This is a genomic window from Paenibacillus sp. MER TA 81-3 (genome assembly GCF_023713585.1).
Lineage (GTDB): Bacteria > Bacillota > Bacilli > Paenibacillales > Paenibacillaceae > Paenibacillus_B > Paenibacillus_B profundus.
In genome coordinates this window covers 15,769-34,444 of the sequence record NZ_JAMAWB010000010.1, presented here as the reverse complement: position 1 = coordinate 34,444, position 18,676 = coordinate 15,769, and the positions used below count along the sequence as shown (strand labels likewise).

At 51.5% G+C, this 18,676-nt stretch carries 16 protein-coding genes; 6 read left to right on the top strand and 10 right to left on the bottom strand.

Annotation, left to right across the window (positions count from 1 at the left end; all coding sequences use genetic code 11):
- Positions 1–82: 82 nt before the first annotated feature.
- The gene (locus tag M3650_RS15800) at positions 83–1,546 is read left to right on the top strand and encodes an ABC transporter substrate-binding protein (RefSeq protein ID WP_251576148.1); all 1,464 of its coding nucleotides are present in this window, start codon (positions 83–85) and stop codon (positions 1,544–1,546) included.
- Positions 1,547–1,742: 196 nt separating this feature from the next.
- Positions 1,743–2,780, top strand: coding sequence for an AI-2E family transporter (locus M3650_RS15795; RefSeq protein WP_019421478.1), 1,038 nt, complete (start codon positions 1,743–1,745; stop codon positions 2,778–2,780).
- 153 nt (positions 2,781–2,933) lie between these two features.
- On the opposite strand, the gene M3650_RS15790 is transcribed toward M3650_RS15795, so the two are convergent.
- The 6 genes from M3650_RS15790 to M3650_RS15765 all read right to left on the bottom strand — a co-directional run bounded on the left by M3650_RS15790 (position 2,934) and on the right by M3650_RS15765 (position 9,485).
- Entirely contained in the window at positions 2,934–3,209 is a 276-nt protein-coding gene (locus M3650_RS15790; RefSeq protein ID WP_251576146.1) for a hypothetical protein, read from the bottom strand.
- A 428-nt stretch (positions 3,210–3,637) separates the two neighbouring features.
- Positions 3,638–5,698 carry a ribosomal protection-like ABC-F family protein gene (gene abc-f, locus M3650_RS15785; RefSeq protein ID WP_251576144.1) on the bottom strand — a complete coding sequence of 687 codons (2,061 nt, stop codon included), beginning with the start codon at positions 5,696–5,698 and terminating at the stop codon, positions 3,638–3,640.
- A gap of 118 nt (positions 5,699–5,816) precedes the next feature.
- The gene (locus M3650_RS15780; protein ID WP_251576142.1) at positions 5,817–5,975 is read right to left on the bottom strand and encodes an RAxF-45 family protein; all 159 of its coding nucleotides are present in this window, start codon (positions 5,973–5,975) and stop codon (positions 5,817–5,819) included.
- A 100-nt stretch (positions 5,976–6,075) separates the two neighbouring features.
- Positions 6,076–6,597, bottom strand: a complete 522-nt coding sequence (locus tag M3650_RS15775; RefSeq protein ID WP_019421482.1) for a hypothetical protein — start codon at positions 6,595–6,597, stop codon at positions 6,076–6,078.
- 234 nt (positions 6,598–6,831) lie between these two features.
- Positions 6,832–7,797 (bottom strand): Gfo/Idh/MocA family protein, encoded by a 966-nt coding sequence (locus M3650_RS15770; protein WP_251576140.1) that lies wholly within the window; start codon positions 7,795–7,797, stop codon positions 6,832–6,834.
- A gap of 722 nt (positions 7,798–8,519) precedes the next feature.
- Entirely contained in the window at positions 8,520–9,485 is a 966-nt protein-coding gene (locus tag M3650_RS15765) for a copper amine oxidase N-terminal domain-containing protein (RefSeq protein WP_251576138.1), read from the bottom strand.
- Positions 9,486–9,822: 337 nt separating this feature from the next.
- On the opposite strand from M3650_RS15765, the gene M3650_RS15760 reads away from it, so the two are divergent.
- Positions 9,823–11,058 carry a PucR family transcriptional regulator gene (locus M3650_RS15760; protein WP_251576136.1) on the top strand — a complete coding sequence of 412 codons (1,236 nt, stop codon included), beginning with the start codon at positions 9,823–9,825 and terminating at the stop codon, positions 11,056–11,058.
- A gap of 129 nt (positions 11,059–11,187) precedes the next feature.
- The gene (ald, locus tag M3650_RS15755; protein ID WP_251576134.1) at positions 11,188–12,321 is read left to right on the top strand and encodes an alanine dehydrogenase; all 1,134 of its coding nucleotides are present in this window, start codon (positions 11,188–11,190) and stop codon (positions 12,319–12,321) included.
- Between the two features lie 121 nt (positions 12,322–12,442).
- Here ald and M3650_RS15750 read toward each other — a convergent pair whose 3' ends face one another.
- On the bottom strand, positions 12,443–13,495 hold the full coding sequence (locus M3650_RS15750) for a YeiH family protein (protein ID WP_251576132.1): 1,053 nt from the start codon (positions 13,493–13,495) through the stop codon (positions 12,443–12,445).
- Positions 13,496–13,893: 398 nt separating this feature from the next.
- Here M3650_RS15750 and M3650_RS15745 point away from each other — a divergent pair, with 398 nt between their 5' ends.
- Entirely contained in the window at positions 13,894–14,781 is an 888-nt protein-coding gene (locus M3650_RS15745) for a LysR family transcriptional regulator (RefSeq protein WP_233697766.1), read from the top strand.
- A gap of 110 nt (positions 14,782–14,891) precedes the next feature.
- Here M3650_RS15745 and M3650_RS15740 read toward each other — a convergent pair whose 3' ends face one another.
- The 3 genes from M3650_RS15740 to pdxR form a co-directional block, all read right to left on the bottom strand.
- Positions 14,892–15,701, bottom strand: a complete 810-nt coding sequence (locus tag M3650_RS15740; protein WP_251576130.1) for an HAD family hydrolase — start codon at positions 15,699–15,701, stop codon at positions 14,892–14,894.
- Between the two features lie 3 nt (positions 15,702–15,704).
- Positions 15,705–16,262, bottom strand: a complete 558-nt coding sequence (locus tag M3650_RS15735) for an ATP-binding cassette domain-containing protein (RefSeq protein ID WP_483311748.1) — start codon at positions 16,260–16,262, stop codon at positions 15,705–15,707.
- Positions 16,263–16,454: 192 nt separating this feature from the next.
- Complete coding sequence (pdxR, locus tag M3650_RS15730; RefSeq protein ID WP_251576128.1) at positions 16,455–17,879, bottom strand: MocR-like pyridoxine biosynthesis transcription factor PdxR; 1,425 nt, start codon at positions 17,877–17,879, stop codon at positions 16,455–16,457.
- Positions 17,880–17,996: 117 nt separating this feature from the next.
- Between pdxR and M3650_RS15725 the strand changes: the two genes are divergently transcribed.
- Positions 17,997–18,644, top strand: a complete 648-nt coding sequence (locus M3650_RS15725) for a LysE family translocator (protein ID WP_019421492.1) — start codon at positions 17,997–17,999, stop codon at positions 18,642–18,644.
- The last annotated feature ends 32 nt before the right edge of the window (positions 18,645–18,676 follow it).

Here is an 18,676-nt window from a genome sequence, read left to right as displayed (position 1 = left end):
AACATTATGGCTCCCAGAAACGTAATAAGGAGGAGGGCAGGCAATCATTGCCAGAACAAAAGAATGGAGAGGTAGAAAAAGAATGAAGAAACGAAACAAACTGATGATGCTGACACTATCTATGATGCTGCTCATCCCGTTATTGACGGCATGCGGCGGAGAAGCGAAGCAGAACGAGCAGGAACGCGTGCTCCGCATCGGAGTATTATACGGCGGCGGAGACGAGCAGTACATACGCCAAGAGTATACGGACATCTTCGAATATATGAACGGCAACATTTCGATCGAAATCGTTCCTGCCGTCGATACGAGCGAGTACAGATATTCCGATTCGGCTGAGAGAGGGAAGCGACCCGATCCGACAGAGGAAATGCGGAAGCAGCTCACTGGCGCCAATCCGGTCGATGTCGTCATTTTAGATAGAGATTCATTTCAGCAATTTGTCCGGGACGGACAGTTAAAGCAATTGGATCCGCTTATCCAAAAGGATGGCTTCGATACAACCGACATCATCCCTTCCGTTATGGACACCATCAAGATAATCGGAGACGGCAATATTTATGGATTGACGCCGACCTTCACATCAAACGCATTGTATTATAATAAAACGTTGTTCAAGGAAGCCGGAGTCGATCTGCCAACCGACAACATGACGTGGGATGAAGCGTTCGAGTTGGCCCGTAGAGTCGCCAATGGCGAGGGAAAAGACCGGACATACGGCTTCAGCTTCAACCAGTATCGTCGCGGGGGGAATGCTTTTTATAACGTTGCCAATTATGCGGCGCCGCTGCAGCTGCGCAAGTATGACGACAAGGCTGAAAAGATGACGATCAATACGCCGCAATGGGAGAAGGTGTACGACACCATTGCGAAGCTGTCCCAAGATAACATAATGCCTGGCCGTAAAGATGAAGACAATGGCGGCAGCTACGGCGAGGGGCGTTACAGTCCACTGGACAACGATCTGTTTCTGTCAGGAAAAGCCGCAATGATACTCAGCTACTACAGCTATACTTCGGATTTGTTTGACGCAAACAAAAATGCAGGGAAAATCAAAAACTTCCAAATGCCAGAATGGGATGTCGTCACCATTCCGCACCATCCGGAAGCGCCTGGAATAAGCAGCGGTATGCGCTTCGACTCCATTATGGCCATCAATACGCAAGCGCAGAATCCGGATGACGCTTGGAAATTCGTACAGTTCATCAACGGCGAGGACTGGGCAAAAATCAGATCCCGCTCCACCTATGAGTTGGTGACTCGCAAATCCTTTATTAAACCGAAAGAAGGAATGAATTATAACATCCAGTCCTTCTATGCTATGAAGCCGGCTCCCAGCAATCCTGTCGAAGACAAACTCAACCGTGAGTATAGAAATTTGTGGATGATTGATAACTCAGTCTATGAACTATTCGAAAAAAGGATAGAAGGCAAATTAACGACGGCCGACATGCTGAAGCAATGGGAGACAAAAGGGAACCAATTGCTGCCGATGATTAAAAAGAATGATGATGAGGCTGTACAGAAGGCAGTATATGGGGATTAATTGAATACGAAAAAATGCTTCGCGCCGCATTCCGGTCGGAGCATTTTTTGGGTTGAAATGAAGTCATGAAACGAATCCGTTTGCTTTGACGTATGTAATAGCATATTCTTGAATAAGGTGATTATAGGGGCGTTCTCTTCTATCATGATAAGGATCGGCCACTCACAAGTAACAGTCAAAGGAGTCCACGATTTAGATGCAAATTTCGAAAGATTTTTTCAAAGGCCCGGGAATCAAGCGAATCCTTATCTTACTCTTCTTCATCGCACTGCTATTTGCCTTAAGGAGCATTTTACATCTGATTCTTATCACCTTCATCTTGACTTACCTGGTTGACAGGCTGCATATGTTCATTCACAAGGGCATCAACAAGTATGTCAAAATTAATTATAAGGTTACCGTGCTGTGCTTATATGCGGCCCTGCTCCTGATGATGGCTTGGGGAACCTATAATTATTTACCGAAGATCATTACCCAGATCAATCAGTTGGTTAATGTAGTGGTCCATTTCTATAATGTAACCTATATCAACTATGATAATGATATTATGGAATACATTATGGATTCGCTGCAGAAGATTGACCTGGCCAGCTATTTGAACAAAGGCTTTGATTTCCTAGTTAAATCGATCACCGATCTGAGCCAATGGGGTACCCGCTTCATCATCGCCTTCATACTTAGCCTGTTCTTCGTACTGGAGAAGAAGAGAGTGAAGGAATTTACGATGAATTTCAAGACGAGCAAAATTGCGCCAATCTATTCGGAGCTCGAATATTTCGGCAACAAGTTCCTGTATTCCTTCGGCAAGGTCATTGAAGTGCAGTTCCTGATTGCGCTGATCAACTGCATCTTGAGCACGCTGTTCCTCTGGATGATGGGCTTCCCGCAGTTGTTCGGACTGGCGATTATGATTTTCCTGCTCGGCTTGATTCCGGTAATGGGCGTCATCATTTCCCTCATTCCACTCTGTGCGATTGCATTTAGCATTGGCGGCGTGGTGAAAGTAGTATACGTCATCGTCATGATCTGTGTTGTACATGCTATCGAGGCTTATATTTTGAATCCGAAGCTGATGTCTTCCAAGATACATCTTCCCATCTTCTATACCTTTGCGATTCTAATCGTCTCCCAGCACTTCTTGGGCGTATGGGGGTTGATACTCGGCGTGCCAATCTTCATGTTTTTGCTAGATTTGCTTGAAGTCGATGTGAAGGCAGGGAATAAAATCAAATGAAGAAACTAGCCCTAGGCCGAATGCTTTGTCGGTCAAGGGCTTTATTTATGGCTCGTTAACGTTGGGCCCAGTCTCCCCCCTCTAGAGCCTTACAGTGGGATGAGATCGCCGTGACGACGAGCTGCTGAAGTGTAGCGGTCCGATGTCTAGAATTTAGAACACTGCGGGATCTTTTAGAACGCTCCATTGGACAATTGGCTTTCCAACCGGGGTGACTGACATCGTGCCTACATAAATATCCGGCTCGGCGGAATGCAGCGCATAATGCTCCAGCATCTTGGTGACAATGGCCGACATGTGCAATTGCGGAAGCGCTTGCGGATGAATCCAGTGCAATTCTCCTTCTGCAGACGATACGACGTTCGGATGGACAGTAGAGGCAAAATAAACATATTGCTGGCGAATCTCCGTCTCTTTCTGGCGCAGCAAAATATACCGCAGGCGGATGTCACGCAGGTAGTAAAATCTGATCCTGATGAAACAGGAATGCGGTTGCCATTTCCCTAATACGCATTATCTCACCTCCGATATCTATTTCTATGTATATAAGGTGAATGATTGAACTTCGCAATTGTCACTCCCTTACTACACTCTACCAAAGTGATTATTTGCTGCTTCGCATGTAGAAGCCATATCCCTATATTGTTATTCGCGGCCACAGCGAGAAGAGTCGAACCGGATGAGTATCTCCAACACGATTCATTAACGAAGAATTTAGTTCAACTTATATATTATAGAAATGAGAGAAGAAATCCTTCCATCTTCAGGCATGGATCTTAAAAAAGCAGGCTGCTGCCCACAAACCGCCGTTCATGGGCTCGACCTGCTCTCACTTACTTAACTGTATCCGCAATTATTTATTGTGCCGCGGCATCCATCCATGCCTCGTACATCATTTCCAGCTTGGCCTGCAGCGCTTCCCGTTCCGCGTGCAGGACGGCAAGCTTCTCCGCGTCAGCGGCGAGCGCAGGCGCCATCATCGCTGCGTCCAAGCTGCGCAGCTCCTGCTCCAGCTCGGCGATGTCCCGTTCCAGCCGTAACGGATCTGCGGCGCGATCGTGCGAACGGCCTCCTGAACGCGCGGATTCATCGGACTGCCCCCGTGCAGCCATTGTTTTTCCAGCGCCCGCTTGGTCCAAGCTCTTCTGCCGAGCCGTGCATCCAGAGGGATTGGCGTGTGTCCGCGCGGCATCCACCTGTGATGCCGGTACTTTCCTGGCCGTTCTGGTGCTCCTGGCAGCATCCTCCCGTTCACGGCCTTTCGGAGAAGCGCCTCCTTCCCTGGCGCTGTCAGCCTTCGCCTTGTAATTGTCGAAGTTGCCGTGCACCGTAACCAGTTGACCTGCCTCCAACGACCAGATCCTCACGGCCAACCGATTAATGAAGTAGCGGTCGTGCGATACGGCGAGCACCGTGCCAGGGAACTCCTCGAGCGCCTCCTCCAATGCTTCGCGGGAATCGATATCGAGATGATTCGTCGGCTCATCAAGCACGAGCAAATTCGGCTGCCGATGCATGAGCAATGCGAATCGCAGACGGCTCCACTCACCGCCGGATAGCGATCGTATGGACTTGAAGACGTCGGCGCCGCAGAACAGGAAGCGCGCAAGACGTCCCCGGGCTTCGCCTTCCTCCATTCCGACTGCTTCGCGGAAGTGTTGCAGCACCGTGGCGTTCTCGTCCTCCGGTGCGGCCTCCTGGGCCAAATAACCGACATCGACTCGCGAACCGAGCCGGATCTCACCTTCGTCCAGTGCTTCAACCCCTAAAATACACTTTAAGAGCGTGCTCTTGCCTGATCCGTTCTCACCGATGAGCGCTACCCGCTCCCCATAACGGAGCAGTTCGCGTACACCGCTGAACAGCACTCGTTCTCCGAACGCCTTCCCCACGTCTTCCAACGTCAACACTTGGTTGCCAGAGCGGTCGCCTTGCTGCAGCTCGAGCTCCATGGCCCTGCGTTCCATCATCGGACGCTTCAGCTTCACCATGCGATCGAGCGCCTTCTGCATCGAGGCAGCGCGGCGATGGAAGCCTGGGTTCGGCGGATTCGCCCGGTTGCCCCATTCGATGAGCTGCTTAATCGTCTCCTGCATTTTTTTAATCTTCTTCTGCTGCTCCTGGAAGTTGGCGAACTGCTGCAGCAATCGGGCTTCCTTTTCCTGCTGGAATCCCGTGTAATTCGTATGGTACGTCACGGCCTCGCCGTCCTCGAGCTCAATGATCTTGGTCACGACTCGGTCAAGAAAGTAGCGGTCGTGCGAAATGACGACGACAGTCCCGGCGTAAGCCTGCAAAAACCGTTCCAGCCAGTCGATCGCCTGCATATCAAGATGGTTCGTCGGTTCATCAAGCAGCAGCACGTCTGGCTCTTCTATTAACATGGCGGCCAAGCCAACCTTTGTCTTCTCTCCCCCAGACAAAGACGCGAATAATCGCCCGTACTGCGTGTCCGGAATGCCGAGCCCGCCCGCCACTCTCCCGACATGGGCATCGATGTCATAGCCACCAGCCCGTTCGAACTTCTCTTGCAGATCGCCGTAACGATACAGCAGCCGTTCGAACCCGTCTGCGCCCCCTGCTTGCTCCGGATCAGCCATGATCCGTTCCAGTTCCCGCATCTCAGCCAGCCACTGCCTCGGTTCACAAAAGGCTCTCTCCAGCACATCCCGCACCGTCTCGTCGTCTCCGCTGCGAGGTACTTGATCCAGATAGCCAATCTGTGTACCTTTGCGGATCGAAATCTGCCCGCCATCTGGCTTCTCGCTCCCATTAAGCAATTGAAGCAAAGTCGTCTTGCCCGTACCATTGCGGCCGATAAGGCCCACGCGCTCGTTCTCACCGATGTCGCATGTCACTTCCAACAGGACCGATTCGGCCCCGTATCCTTTTTGCACCTGTTGGCATTGAATCATCATCGTTATCTCCCTCTCTGATGACCCTCCTCCCCGCGCTGTATGCCGGTCCTCAAAAAAAAACATAAAAAAGGCCGCGGGGAAATGTCCCCGCAGCCCTCTGGTTGAACCAGATGTTCCGTTAAGGCAGAGGCAGGATGGTCACTTCGCTTAAATGTTGAATTCGATTGGAATTACTGAAAATAGACACACGTATCCCGTTGTTTACGAAATCATGGAAAATTCCGAGCAATTGCGTACGAAGCACATTCAAGCGTTCCGACATGACGTTGCGTTGCATCCTGCCACCCCTCCTCGTTTAACATAATAAGAATTACAATACCATATGATGGATAACGAAAGCAAGTGTCAAGTTTATAATCGAATCAATCTGATTTTTATTATAATAAGGCAATGTTGGGCTGACTGTGATTGGCGAGGCGGGAACGCCAATGATTTAGATGTCGGGATAGGCGTCTGTGATATGTATGTTCGTGCTGATGAGTTTCAAGCGGAATGTACATGCAGTGGTGTTCATAAGTGTCGACGTTGCGACGAAATTCGTAGACGATATCTTTCTTCCCGAAGGTGTGTGGTCCCCAAGGTGTCAACGTATGTTGAAGGAACGGGCCTGATTCTGTGTCTATCGGCAGAGATACGCGGTATGATCCTCCCAAAATAACCCGTCTGGATAAACCTTGAGGCATTTCGTTCCATAGGCTTGTCAAGCTTTGAACTTTAATTCCTGCAAAATATAATCCGTTCCTTCCGATACCAAAGCTGGAGTCGATATCCGCTTGGACCGACCTATTTTCCAACAAAAAAGGCAGTGTGCCGCAAGTTCGCTCCATTTCTGATATGGAATCACAATACTTCCCTACCATTGTAAATGACGGCAGTTGAATCGTTTGCTGAGTCTTCATTCAGAACCCCTCCTTGGGAACTTAGTTTTCATCCCATCTTTGTATGATTATAGTAATAAATAACTATTTCTTTAGACCCTTTTTCCGTATTATCACACCTCCTTTTTACTATTATCGGAATAAAGTCCTAATACTTTGAGATTATTCCAATATTCAATGTATTTATTCCAAAAAAGGCGCTTCCGCTTTTTTTGCGAAAGACGCCCGACTGTTCATTCCGTTCAATCATGCTATCTAAAGGATGTCTGGTAATTGAATGTGGATGCTCGTTCGTGTCGCATTGGATAAATGGGCATGGTGCACAATCGCTTGCGTCTTGATGTATTCCTCGCCGCTCGTCTCCCCTTCCCGTCCGGCGGATAATGACGCAACAAATTCATCCAAGCAATTCGGCGCGTGCACGCCGCTGAAGTCCTCGATTACGGTCGTGCGCTCGTCTTGCGTCAGCAGAATAATGTCGTCTATAAGCTGCAATGAACCTGATGTACCTTCGATGCGCCAGCTGCCGCTCCACGGCGTCGGCTTGCAGCAGGATGCGACTGTCGCATTGTAGCTGACGCGAATACCGCCCTCCATCTCCAGCAGCGCATGCGCGTTAATCATTTCCTCCGCCGAGCCCCATCCTGCAACCGGATGATAAATTTCCGCATAAATCCGCGCGCCCTCACGGCCGGTCAAATAACGGACCAAATCGAAATGATGAATTCCGATGTCATCTAGTATCTGTACCGCATATTTACGTTCGACCTGATGTTTGCGGTAAAAATCAATATGCAAAGAAGAGATCTCGCCGATGGCTCCTTCATCCAAAAGCTGCTTGAGCTTGCGCATGAAAGGGAAACAACGGTAATTTTCCGCAATCATAAAAGGAATCTCCTCCTTGACCGCACGCTGTACGATCCGCACTGACTCCGTATAATCGAATGAGATCGGCTTCTCGCACAGCACAGGAAGGCGGCGGTCGAACGCTGCTTGGTTGATAGACGTATGCACGAGCGGCGGCGTCACGTTTACGAGAAAATCTACCTGCTCCCGCTGCAACGCCTCTTCCAATGAAGTGTAGAACGGAATCTCTCGCCCGTCCAATTTTCGTTTCATTGTAATGTCCGTTTCTACAATGGCAGCCAGCATTCCGCGTTCGCTCAGCTTCTTATACCAATGAAATCCGGCGGATCCAAACCCGACTAACAATGCTTTCATCTGTCTCTCCCCTTCGCAATATATGTATTTCCTTTATTCCTCGCCCGCATGGCACCATAATGTGACGATCGGATTTTATCCGCCAGCCTTAATCTTTTCACGCTCCCACCACCTCTATTTGTTCTATCTGCATTATAGAGCAGAGCATATAAGAAGAGACAGGTTATCTATTCAGATTCTGTGGAGACACTTCATCATTCACGAAATATTTGATTCGTACAGTGGCGTGTTCAGACTGAAGGGGGCGCTCATCCGACCCTTTGCTTCAGTCTCCCCTTCCATCAGTGGTTGGCACGCCTAAGGACAACTCTAGGTTTCTGCCATCAGGATTCGGCATGCCCGAGGACGGCTCTGGGTAACTGCAATCATAATCGGCCGCTTCATGGCATGATGTCTGGCGAAACGGCAATTACCTTACCTTGGACGTTATCCATCCTGATTGTATGGGAGAATGGAGCTAAGGGCCATTATAAGGAGAACTGACAGAATATTTTCGTGTAAAAGGGAAAGGGGGAGCTGATGTTCTGAATGCAGGGGAGAGTGATGCAAAGAATGGATCAGGCAACCCTTATCCGGGAAGGGACAGGTGACGACTGCAAGGCGGGAGAACATAAAAGACGACAAAAGACATGCTTAGAGTTCACCCCTTTGTTAGGGATGCCTTCCGAAGCACGTCTTTTCCTTTTTCACATCTGTATATCTTCTATCTCTAATCATCTACATTACTGTTCTTCTTGTATTCCGATGACACCGGTCGGATCAATGCCTGTTTTTGCGCCAAATACCTCTGCCAGCGATTCGAATGGAACGTACAACGCGCCGTCCTTGACCACAGGAGCCGTCTTCAACTCTACGTTCATTTTGCCCACGGCAGCATTCTTTTCGCCTTCCTTCAGCGCAATCCATTTCGCGCCGCGCACGAACTCATATGCGCCCGTGTCTGTGTTCCTCTCGACCGTATAACCAAGCGCCTGCCCGATGGCTTCCACCGGCACCATGACACTGTCCTCTGTCGTATATACCTCATCGGACTTCACGCCGATGCCTTCGCCATTGACGACAATGACCACCCAATGCATGCCACCGAAGGAATCTTGCGGAATTTGTTCCGATTGGCTTTGAATCGTAATATTGCCTTGCTCATCCAAGGTTACGTCCGCTTTCAGCACCTCGGATACGAATTGCAGCGGCACGTACATCATATTGTCCTTCAACACAGGCGCTTTGCCGAGCTGAATCGGCATTTTAGCGAAATTGTACTGGTCCTTGTTCAGCTGTACGCTCGTCCACTGGGCGCCCTTCGTCGCTTCAATCGATTTGTGCTCGGCATTCCATTTCAGGTCGTATCCCAAGCTGTCCATGACCGTTCGCAGCGGAACGAGAAGGTACTGCCCGTCTACATCAATGTTGGCTGCAACGCTCTGGCCGTCAATAACCAGGTTTTTACGCTCGGATACTTTATGTAACCACTCCTTGTTGAGGCTCGTCTCGCGGGTGGACCCGATAATCTCTCCGTTATCGTTGCGGACAAACTGCTTTACATATTTATCATAAAAATCACGTTCTTGTTCAACAGGAGAATTTACTGCTCCTTGATCGTTCATTGCCTGAACCGGCGCAGCAAAAGCTTGCGCGCTCATCAAGCCGATGGCTAAGGCTAAAGCAGCGGCTACAGTTTTGTTCAACATTCGTCATCCTCTCTAGAGTGCAAGTCTTGTTGTGACTTCAATTGCGCAATTGGTTGCCAACTGATTCACACTCTCAGACGGAGACGCCGTCTATAATGTTTCACGGAATGATTCATCCATTATGTTCTACCTAGGACGGCAATGGAATGACTGATGCATATTGGAAAGTGCAGATGTAAGATGAATGTCTTGTCACCCCCATGCATGAGCCCTTTAACCGCCTGGGTGAAAAGTTATACCGATTTCAGTTACAAATGATAGTTGCGGCCCGTAAATCGTGTTAGAATGTACGTGTCAGAAACAATGAGAGCCATTTTCATTTAAAGGAGCAGTGTGGATGAATATGGAGCCCAATCTATTCGATCGGCACTTCGACAGCCTGGAGGCCATTGCCGATACGGTTAGCGAGCTGCTGCAATGCCCTGTGACGATTGAGGATGCCAGTCATAATCTCGTCGCATACAGCTCGCATCATGCCGAAACCGATTCGGCACGGATCGCGACGATTATTGGCCGGAGGGTTCCGGAGCAGGTCATCAGCACGCTGTGGCGGGAAGGCATCATGCAGCAGCTTATGACAAGCAGCGAACCCGTCCGTATTGGGGAAATTCTCGAAGTCGGACTCGGCAACCGGATTGCAATCGCCATTCGTCATCACGGCGAGGTTCTGGGCTACATATGGGTGCTGGAGTATCACGAGCCGCTTGGCGATACGGCACTGCTGCAGCTAAAGCAAGCGGCAGGCGCCGCCAAGATGAAGCTTATGCAGCTGCAGACGCAGCGGCGCAGACAGGAGCAGCACAGCCATGACTTCTTCTGGCAGCTGCTGACCGGCCATCATGTCTCGGAGACGGTCATTCGCGAGAAGGCCGCCCAGATTGGCATCATGCTTCCACCATCCTATCAAATCCTTCTCTTGCAATTTGAAACGGCCATAGATGATAGGCTGTACCGGCAGATTCACTATATGGTGAAAACGGCGCAGCGAATGCGCATCGTACTTCACGTGGCGCATAATGACCGCTTAATCATACTTTCCTCCCCTCTTCAAGGAGGCAACGGCGGCATCCGGCAGTACAGGGAGGAATGCGGCCAGCTCGCCCGTCTGCTCAAGCAGCGCTTCGATGCGGAACCGGTGCTAAGCGGCGCAAGCGCATTCCGCGAGCCGTACGCAGCGGTCGAGGATGCGTACCGCGAGGCGCTTGCGGTGCTGCATTTGAAGCGGCGCTTTCCCGCAGAGCTGCAGGATGCCGGCGAGTATGGCGAGTTGGGCTATTACCGCTACCTGCCGCTGCTCGCGGATGAACGCCGTCGGCACCCCGTCGCGCACCCGGGCCTCAGCAAGCTGCGGCAATATGATCTAGAGCACCAAAGCGGATTGCTGCATACGCTCGAGATGATGTTGAAGCATGATGGCAACGTGAAAAAAGCAGCGGAGGCCTTGCATATTCACGGCAATACGCTTATGTATCGAATGAAGCGCATCGCCGACATCAGCGACATCGATCTGGCCAGCATGGATGAGAAGGTGACCTTGTACCTCGAATATAAGCTGAATCAGCTGGAAACTTGATCCTGTCATTTGTGATTTTTCACAAGTACAGGGTCTTTTTTTCAGGAATTGGAATAAAGCGGTTTCATTGCGCTAGCTTTATACTTTATATGGATAAAATATCAGTTTCAGGTGTAAGGGGGAGTTGCAATGATTATCGGCGTGCCTAAAGAAATAAAAAACAATGAGAATCGCGTCGCGATGACACCAGCCGGTGTGGCGGCGTTCACGCAAGCGGGCCATCAAGTCATGATGGAGCGCGATGCCGGGCTCGGCAGCGGGTTCGCAGACGAGGATTTCAAGCAGGCCGGGGCAACCGTGTCTGACCGGGCGGCCGACGTCTGGGCGAAGGCCGATATGGTCATGAAAGTGAAGGAGCCGCTCCCTTCGGAATATGGATACTTCCGTGAAGGATTACTGTTATTCACTTATCTGCATTTGGCGGCAGAGCCGGAGCTGGCGCGGGCGCTGATGGATAAAGGCGTGACGGCCATCGCCTACGAAACGGTGCAGGTGAACCGCACGCTTCCGCTACTGACGCCGATGAGCGAGGTAGCTGGCCGGATGGCGGCCCAGATCGGAGCGCAATTTTTGGAGAAGCCGCATGGCGGCAAGGGCATCCTGCTCGGCGGCGTTCCTGGCGTAAAGCGCGGCAAGGTAACCGTCATCGGCGGCGGTGTCGTCGGAACGAATGCGGCGAAAATCGCGGTCGGTCTCGGAGCGGACGTCACCATCATCGACATGAGCGCCGATCGCTTGCGCCAGCTGGATGACATCTTCGGCTCCACCGTGAACACGCTTATGTCCAACCCGCTCAATATTGCGGAAGCTGTGGCCGAGTCCGATCTCGTCATCGGCGCTGTCCTCATTCCGGGCGCGAAGGCACCCAAGCTGGTGACGGAAGCGATGATCCGATCAATGCGGACAGGCTCAGTTGTCGTCGATGTCGCGATCGATCAGGGCGGCATCTTCGCCACGGCGGATCGCATCACGACGCACGACAAGCCGACGTACGTGAAGCATGGCGTCGTCCACTATGCGGTGGCGAACATGCCTGGCGCCGTTCCGCGCACGTCCACGATGGCGCTCACGAACGCGACCGTTCCGTATGCGCTGCAGATCGCGGACAAAGGGCTGGAGCAGGCGCTGCGCGACAGCAAGCCATTGCTGCTCGGCGTCAATGCGGCCGGCGGCTCACTCACGTACTCCGCGGTGGCGCGCGACCTCGGCCTGCCTTATGTACCAGTCGAAGAGGCACTCAAGAAAGCGGCCGTAATTCTGTAATATACAATAAGCCGGCGTCGACGAAGTTCCCGCTTCATCGATACCGGCTTAACTTATGCCTGATAGAACATCTTCCGCACACCCTCTGCTCCGAAATTACGGTACATTTTTCACGACCTCGTCAAGTCAGCCCCAAAAGATACACTAGTGCAAATCCAAGACACGAAAGTAAAACGGAACCGATAAGCCCTGCAGCGAACGATTTCATCCCGAGACGACGGAACGTGACCAGATCCACATTCAAGCCGAGGCCCGCCATCGCCATCGCAATGAGCATGTAAGCAATCGTCACGATGACGCTCGCGATGTCAGCCGACACGATGCCAAGCGAGTTGAACCCGCTCACGAGCAGGAAGCCGAGAATGAACCACGGAATCGGAATCGACTTCCATGAGGTCTTCGAGCTTCCGCCCTGTTCCTTCTGTTCTGCACGGCTTGCCCAAATCCCGATCAGGATCGCGACCGGCACGAGCAGAGCCACCCGCGTCAGCTTAACGATGACTGCCATATCAACCGCATCGTTCCCCCCTGGTGCCGCTGCCGCAATGACGTGTGCGATTTCGTGCAGGGTCGCTCCCGAGAATATGCCATACCCGTTCGGCGAGAATCCGAGCACCGGATACAGGAACGTGTATACTAATGTGAATATCGTTCCGAGGATGGCTACCATGGCCGCCCCGATGGCGGTTTCATCATCCTTCGCCTTAATTTGCGGAGCGATCGCCACCACGGCAGCAGCGCCGCATATCGCCGTGCCGCAAGCCGTAAGGATGCCGAGCCGCTTCTCTACCTTGAACAGCCGCGCAAGTCCGTAGACGACCGACAGCGTAAACGTGATGACGATGACGGCGATAAGGAACACCTTCGGCCCCGCATTGACGATATCCATCAAGTTCAGCCGCATGCCGAGCAAGATAATCCCAAGGCGCAACAGCTTCTTGCTTGAAAAGTTCGTGCCCGCAACCAATTGCTCCGGCAATCCGATCGTCGCCCGCCAAGCGATGCCGATTAAGATTGCAATGACGAGCTGCCCCATAATGCTCAAAAACGGAAATCCCGCCAAATATTTGGCAACCAACGCAATGATGAGCGTCAGACCGATTCCGAGCGCGAAGCCTGAATATTGTTTCTGTCTCTTCGGCTTCGTCGCCGCAAGCACTTCCCCTTGACTCATGTTTACCCCCAACTCCTTGTCTATCACTGGGATACAGCTATGAATTACAGTGTTAAAGTATTTGTGGCATGTCGAATAAGCACCGGTCCACGATTTCTCGTCCTTCCGTGCCATTCATGCCTACCATTGCCACTCAATACCATTAACATCACGTTGCTATATTCCAATGAACCTTGTGTTCATAATTCCACTATATAGAGGATTCCGGGGGAAGGGAAATACCGAAATGCTATCGTAACGATTAGGAATACTTATGCTTGTATGGGCAATATGCACCAAGACCGTGTTATTACGGGATTGTTCCGAACAGCGGGAAGGGATAAAATGGGTGGTGGACGTTCAAGATGATGGAACGTATGGCAAGCGGTACAGCTTGCAGACTGCGGAGGAACAGCAAAATGATGGTAGATACATTGAAAGTGTATGTAACGGTAGTGGAACAGAGCAATTTCTCGCGCGCGGCCAAGGTGCTCAATCTGTCCCAGCCGGGCGTCAGCCTGCACATTCGCAATTTGGAAAATGAATTCGGCGTCAAGCTCATTCACCGTTCCTCGAAGCACGTCAAGATGACGGAAGCAGGGGAGATACTATACGAACGCGCCAAGCAAATGCTCTCGCTCTTCGATACAGCCAAAGAAGAGATTCATCTGTTGCGGGATGAAGTGACGGGCTCTCTTAAAATTGGCGCCAGCTATACAATTGGCGAATATATTTTGCCGCGGCTCATTGCGGAATTCGCCCAGCAATATCCGCAAGTGGACGTTCACGCGACGATTGCGAATACGGAGGATATCGCGCAAGCTATCCGGTCCAATGAGCTTGATATCGGGCTTGTGGAGGGCAAGGTGGACTATGCGGACATTCAAGTGAAGCATCCGTTCATGGAGGACGAAATGGTGCTGGTCGTGCCGCCGGATCACTCCTTGTGCTCCACTCGTACGGCCGATGCGGCCATGCTGCAGCATCAAGTGTGGATACTGCGGGAGAACGGCTCTGGCACGAGGTCTTATTGTGATCAGTTCATTAAGGATCTGGGGCTTGCAGTGAAGCGCACCTTCGTCTTTAATAGCAATCAGGGCGTGAAGGAAGCAGTTATGGCTGGTCTCGGCGCCGCGCTTCTGTCCCGATGGGTCATCCGCAAAGAACTGGAAGCGGGCGAATTGTGCAGCATCCAAGTGAAGGGCGCGCGCATTACGCGGCAGTTTTTTATTTTGCAGGATACGAAAACCTCTTCCACCATGGCGATGAAAATGTTCGTCCAGAAGCTAAGACAGCTCAACATCTAAGAGCGCATCAAGTAAGCAAATAGAAGAAGCCGACCGGAGTTGCTCGATCGGCTTTGTTGCTATTACGGCAGCGAGGGATAGTTCGTCCAGGTGTTTTTGCGCAATAGCGCTTAGTCAGCAGCGACGGCGCCGCTGGACCGGGAGGCTAGCTCGTCGATGCATGCTAGCAGCTCATCCATCTGGCAGATGGCATAAGCGGGCAGATATGCCTCGGGCTGCAACGAAGTGTGCAGCTCCGGGTCTTCCTTGCGCATCTGCTCCTCGCAACGCTGCAGGAACGGCGCCTGTATCGTCCGTTCTGCCGGGGACAGCACTTCCAATCCGGCAGGTAAATCCCGAGCAACCAGCACAGATGGAATGCCGGATTGGTTCGCCATATGTATATCGTGATCGAGACGGTCTCCGACATGGGCCACGATCATTCCGTCCTGCTGCAGATCCCGCAATATGCCGGCGTCGGGCTTCCCGCACTCCATTCGCTCTGGAGTGACGATATCATCGAACAAGCTTCCGATGCCAAGCTCCTCCATTACGGGATATTGGTATTTACGGAATCCGTTCGTCACGGCCGCAAGAGAATAACCTTTCTGCTTCAGCTCCTCCAACGTCGGAAGCACCGTGTCATCCAGCAAATAAATTTTGGGCGCGGCAGCATGCTTCAACAGCAGCTGCTCCACATCGATGGACAGGCTAACTCCCCACTCCTTCGAGAGCTGACGCACGATATCATCCCAATCGTAGGCCGCAACCATCTCCTGCCGCTTCATCCGGAGCTTATGCTCTTGGAACAACGCCTTCCTAACTTCAATATTTCGGTTCAGTTCACCGCAAATCAGTTGTTCCACCTCGGGAAAAATCCATGCGGAAAACGGATTCTGCATCAACGTTCCATCCAAATCAAACGTAATCCATTTGTTCAATGTTCATCCCTGCCTTTTTAACGAGTTCGGCTGCCTGGCCGTCATCTTGCTGCTGCAGCTGCGTACAGTACAGCGCATAATACTTTCCCTCAAGCGCAAGCAGCTCTTCATATGTCCCTCACTCCACAATGCTCCCGTCCTCCATAACCAAAATGGTATCCGCATGGCGGAAGTAGATAGCCTATGAGCGATAACTAGTGTCGTCTTGTCCTTCATCAGCCTTGACAGCACATCCTGCACCAGCCGTTCCGATTCGTTATCGAGCGCCGCCGTTGCTTCATCCAGCAGCAGCACAGGGGCATTACGTATAATTGCCCGGGCAATAGAAATGCGCTGGCGCTGGCCGCCCGATAGCTGTGAGCCGCGTTCTCCAATTTCCGTCTGGAAGCCGTTCGGCAGCTGCAAGATCAAGTCATACGCATTCGCATGCTTAGCGGCGGCGCTCACTTCCTCTTCGGTTGCATCAGACTTGCCGTCGGAAATATTGTCCCATATCGTTCCAGTATAAATAACTGCGTCTCCTGCGGCACGAAGCCGTAATAATCCCGCACGCAATGCCAAGAGCCAAGAATCACCGCGATACTTATCATCATCGTTGCAAAGAGTCCGGCGTACAACAGCCTATACTGTCTCATATATCCCCATAATCTGGATAACGTCTTACCTCGATTCATGTGCAATCCTTCTCTTTATCTATATATAGATGTACTTTGAGATAAGACGTATATTTCCATAATCCATATTTGCCCTTTACTAATGGAACCAAGCGCCATGAAGCCGAGTGATGCCATCTTCGATCTGCTGATTACTTAAGCCGCCGAACCCGAGCAGTAATGCGGCAGCCTGAACGTCTGCCGGCTCCCCCCAATAATTCGAGGTCGGATACACCTTTACCCCAGCGCGGGCGGCGGCTTCCAGCAACCCGGCTTCCGTCATGCCGTTCTGGATCTGTATAAGCAAATGGAGGCCGGAATCGTGGCCAATGATGCGTACTCGATCGCCCATTGTACGCTTCAAAGCAAGCAATAACACTGCATGCTTCTTCTGATACACTTTGCGTATTTTCCGCAAATGCTTCTCCCAATGTCCTTCTTGCATAAATCGTTCCAACGTCAACTGATGAAGCTTGGATGCGGTCTGCTCATACACGGCAAACTCCACCTTGTACCGTTCCAGCAGCGCCGGCGGCAGCACCATGTAGCTTAATCGAATGGAAGGCAGCAGCGATTTGGAGAATGTGCCCATATATACGACCCTTCCTGTCGAATCCAGACCTTGCAGGGCAGGGATTGGCTTCGTATGATATCTGAATTCGCCGTCGTAGTCGTCCTCTATTATAAGTCCATCCCGCTCCTCCGCCCATTGCAGCAATTGCATTCGCTTCGCAACTGACATGACCATCCCAGAAGGAAATTGATGGGATGGGGTAATGTATACCGCTTCCGCCCCGCTCTCCTTCAGCCGGCGCACATTCATTCCGTCTTGCTCCAGCGGAACGGAGACGATACTCAGCCGATGATTGCGGAAGATCGTTCGCGCTCCATCATAGCCGGGATCCTCTACGGCAATGGTCCGCCGATCGCCATCGATCATCTGACTGAGCAGCATAAGCAACTGCTGGATGCCCGCCCCGATGACAATCTGATCCGCTTGGCATGATACTCCACGCGAATGACGCAAATATTGCGCAATCTGCCGGCGCAGCCCCATCTCTCCTTGGCGTTCTCCGTATTGCAGCGCTTCGACAGGCGTCAGGCGGAATACGTCGTTCGACAGCTTGCGCCACAGAGACAGCGGAAAGCCGTCAAAATCAATGTTGCCATGCCGGAAATCGATATCGACGCCGGGTTCGGCCACAGCTTCAGCAACCGTATCCCTTCCACTATAGACAAGCCGGTTACTAACTCCAGCTGTCTCGCCCATATCGCTCTCAATCTCGCACACGAACAGGCCGATGCGGGAGCGACTGTCCACATAACCTTCTGCATGCAATTGCTGATAAGCGGCTTCTACTGTGTTGCGGCTGAGATGCAAGCTGTCTGCCAATTGCCGTATCGAAGGCAGCCTCGTTCCAGCCGAGATGCCGCCGCTCATAATTTGCCGCTTTATATAATGATAGATTTGCATATATTTCGGTTCGTCTGCCTGTTCGTCAATGTAAGGCGTAATCTCGAGCATTCTTCCCCTCCAATCTGTCCCCATATAAATCCACTAATCTGGCACTTATCAACAGGACAGAGTTTGACTATGATTATACCAGACTTTTCAACTCCGTACCGTGAGAAAGGAACAACTATGGCAAGCATTTGGATTAGTTATGTTTTGCTCGGAATTTCGCTGTCTGCACCCGTCGGCCCCGTCAACGTGGCGCAAATCAAGGCTGGACTGAGCAATGGGTTCTGGAACGCATGGTTCGTCGGCATTGGCGCGATGTGCGCTGACCTCGTGTTCATGCTGCTTATCTACTTTGGTGCTGCCGCTTATTTGACGACACCGCTGGCAAAGTTGCTCATTTGGATAATGGGCTTTGCCGTCCTTATGCTGCTCGGATACGAGAGCATCCGCGACGCCCGCAAAGGGATAGATATCAGTAGCAGCGGCTCCCGCAAAGAGCATGTCGGGAAATCCTTCCTGTCCGGCTTTCTCATTGCGATCTCCAATCCGTTGAACATCGTGTTCTGGATAGGAATCTATGGGTCTGTCATTACGAAGACGCTGGAGACGATGGGGAACGGTCAGGCGTTATTGTACAGCGGTGCGATTTTTGCCGGAGTGTGCGTGTGGGACCTCTTAGTATCCACCGTCGTGCATGTGAGCCGCAGGGCGGTCACCCCTCGCTTGATGAAGGGAATCTCCGTCATTGCCGGTGTTTCGCTCATTGGATTCGGGCTATATTTCGGTTACTGCGCTGTCGTACAATTTATATCGTTGGCGCAAATGTAAAGTTACTCAAAGGAACTAAGAAACTTCATGAA

Coding starts and splice junctions, on each gene's coding strand:
- abc-f (WP_251576144.1), bottom strand. CDS start 5,698: ATGATGATTCAATGCCAACAGGTGCAAAAAGGATACGGGGCCGAATCG.
- M3650_RS15750 (WP_251576132.1), bottom strand. CDS start 13,495: ATGAGTCAAGGGGAAGTGCTTGCGGCGACGAAGCCGAAGAGACAGAAA.
- M3650_RS15765 (WP_251576138.1), bottom strand. CDS start 9,485: ATGTTGAACAAAACTGTAGCCGCTGCTTTAGCCTTAGCCATCGGCTTG.
- M3650_RS15775 (WP_019421482.1), bottom strand. CDS start 6,597: ATGAAGACTCAGCAAACGATTCAACTGCCGTCATTTACAATGGTAGGG.
- M3650_RS15780 (WP_251576142.1), bottom strand. CDS start 5,975: ATGCAACGCAACGTCATGTCGGAACGCTTGAATGTGCTTCGTACGCAA.
- M3650_RS15745 (WP_233697766.1), top strand. CDS start 13,894: ATGATGGTAGATACATTGAAAGTGTATGTAACGGTAGTGGAACAGAGC.
- M3650_RS15800 (WP_251576148.1), top strand. CDS start 83: ATGAAGAAACGAAACAAACTGATGATGCTGACACTATCTATGATGCTG.
- M3650_RS15725 (WP_019421492.1), top strand. CDS start 17,997: ATGGCAAGCATTTGGATTAGTTATGTTTTGCTCGGAATTTCGCTGTCT.
- pdxR (WP_251576128.1), bottom strand. CDS start 17,879: ATGCTCGAGATTACGCCTTACATTGACGAACAGGCAGACGAACCGAAA.
- M3650_RS15795 (WP_019421478.1), top strand. CDS start 1,743: ATGCAAATTTCGAAAGATTTTTTCAAAGGCCCGGGAATCAAGCGAATC.
- M3650_RS15760 (WP_251576136.1), top strand. CDS start 9,823: ATGAATATGGAGCCCAATCTATTCGATCGGCACTTCGACAGCCTGGAG.
- ald (WP_251576134.1), top strand. CDS start 11,188: ATGATTATCGGCGTGCCTAAAGAAATAAAAAACAATGAGAATCGCGTC.
- M3650_RS15770 (WP_251576140.1), bottom strand. CDS start 7,797: ATGAAAGCATTGTTAGTCGGGTTTGGATCCGCCGGATTTCATTGGTAT.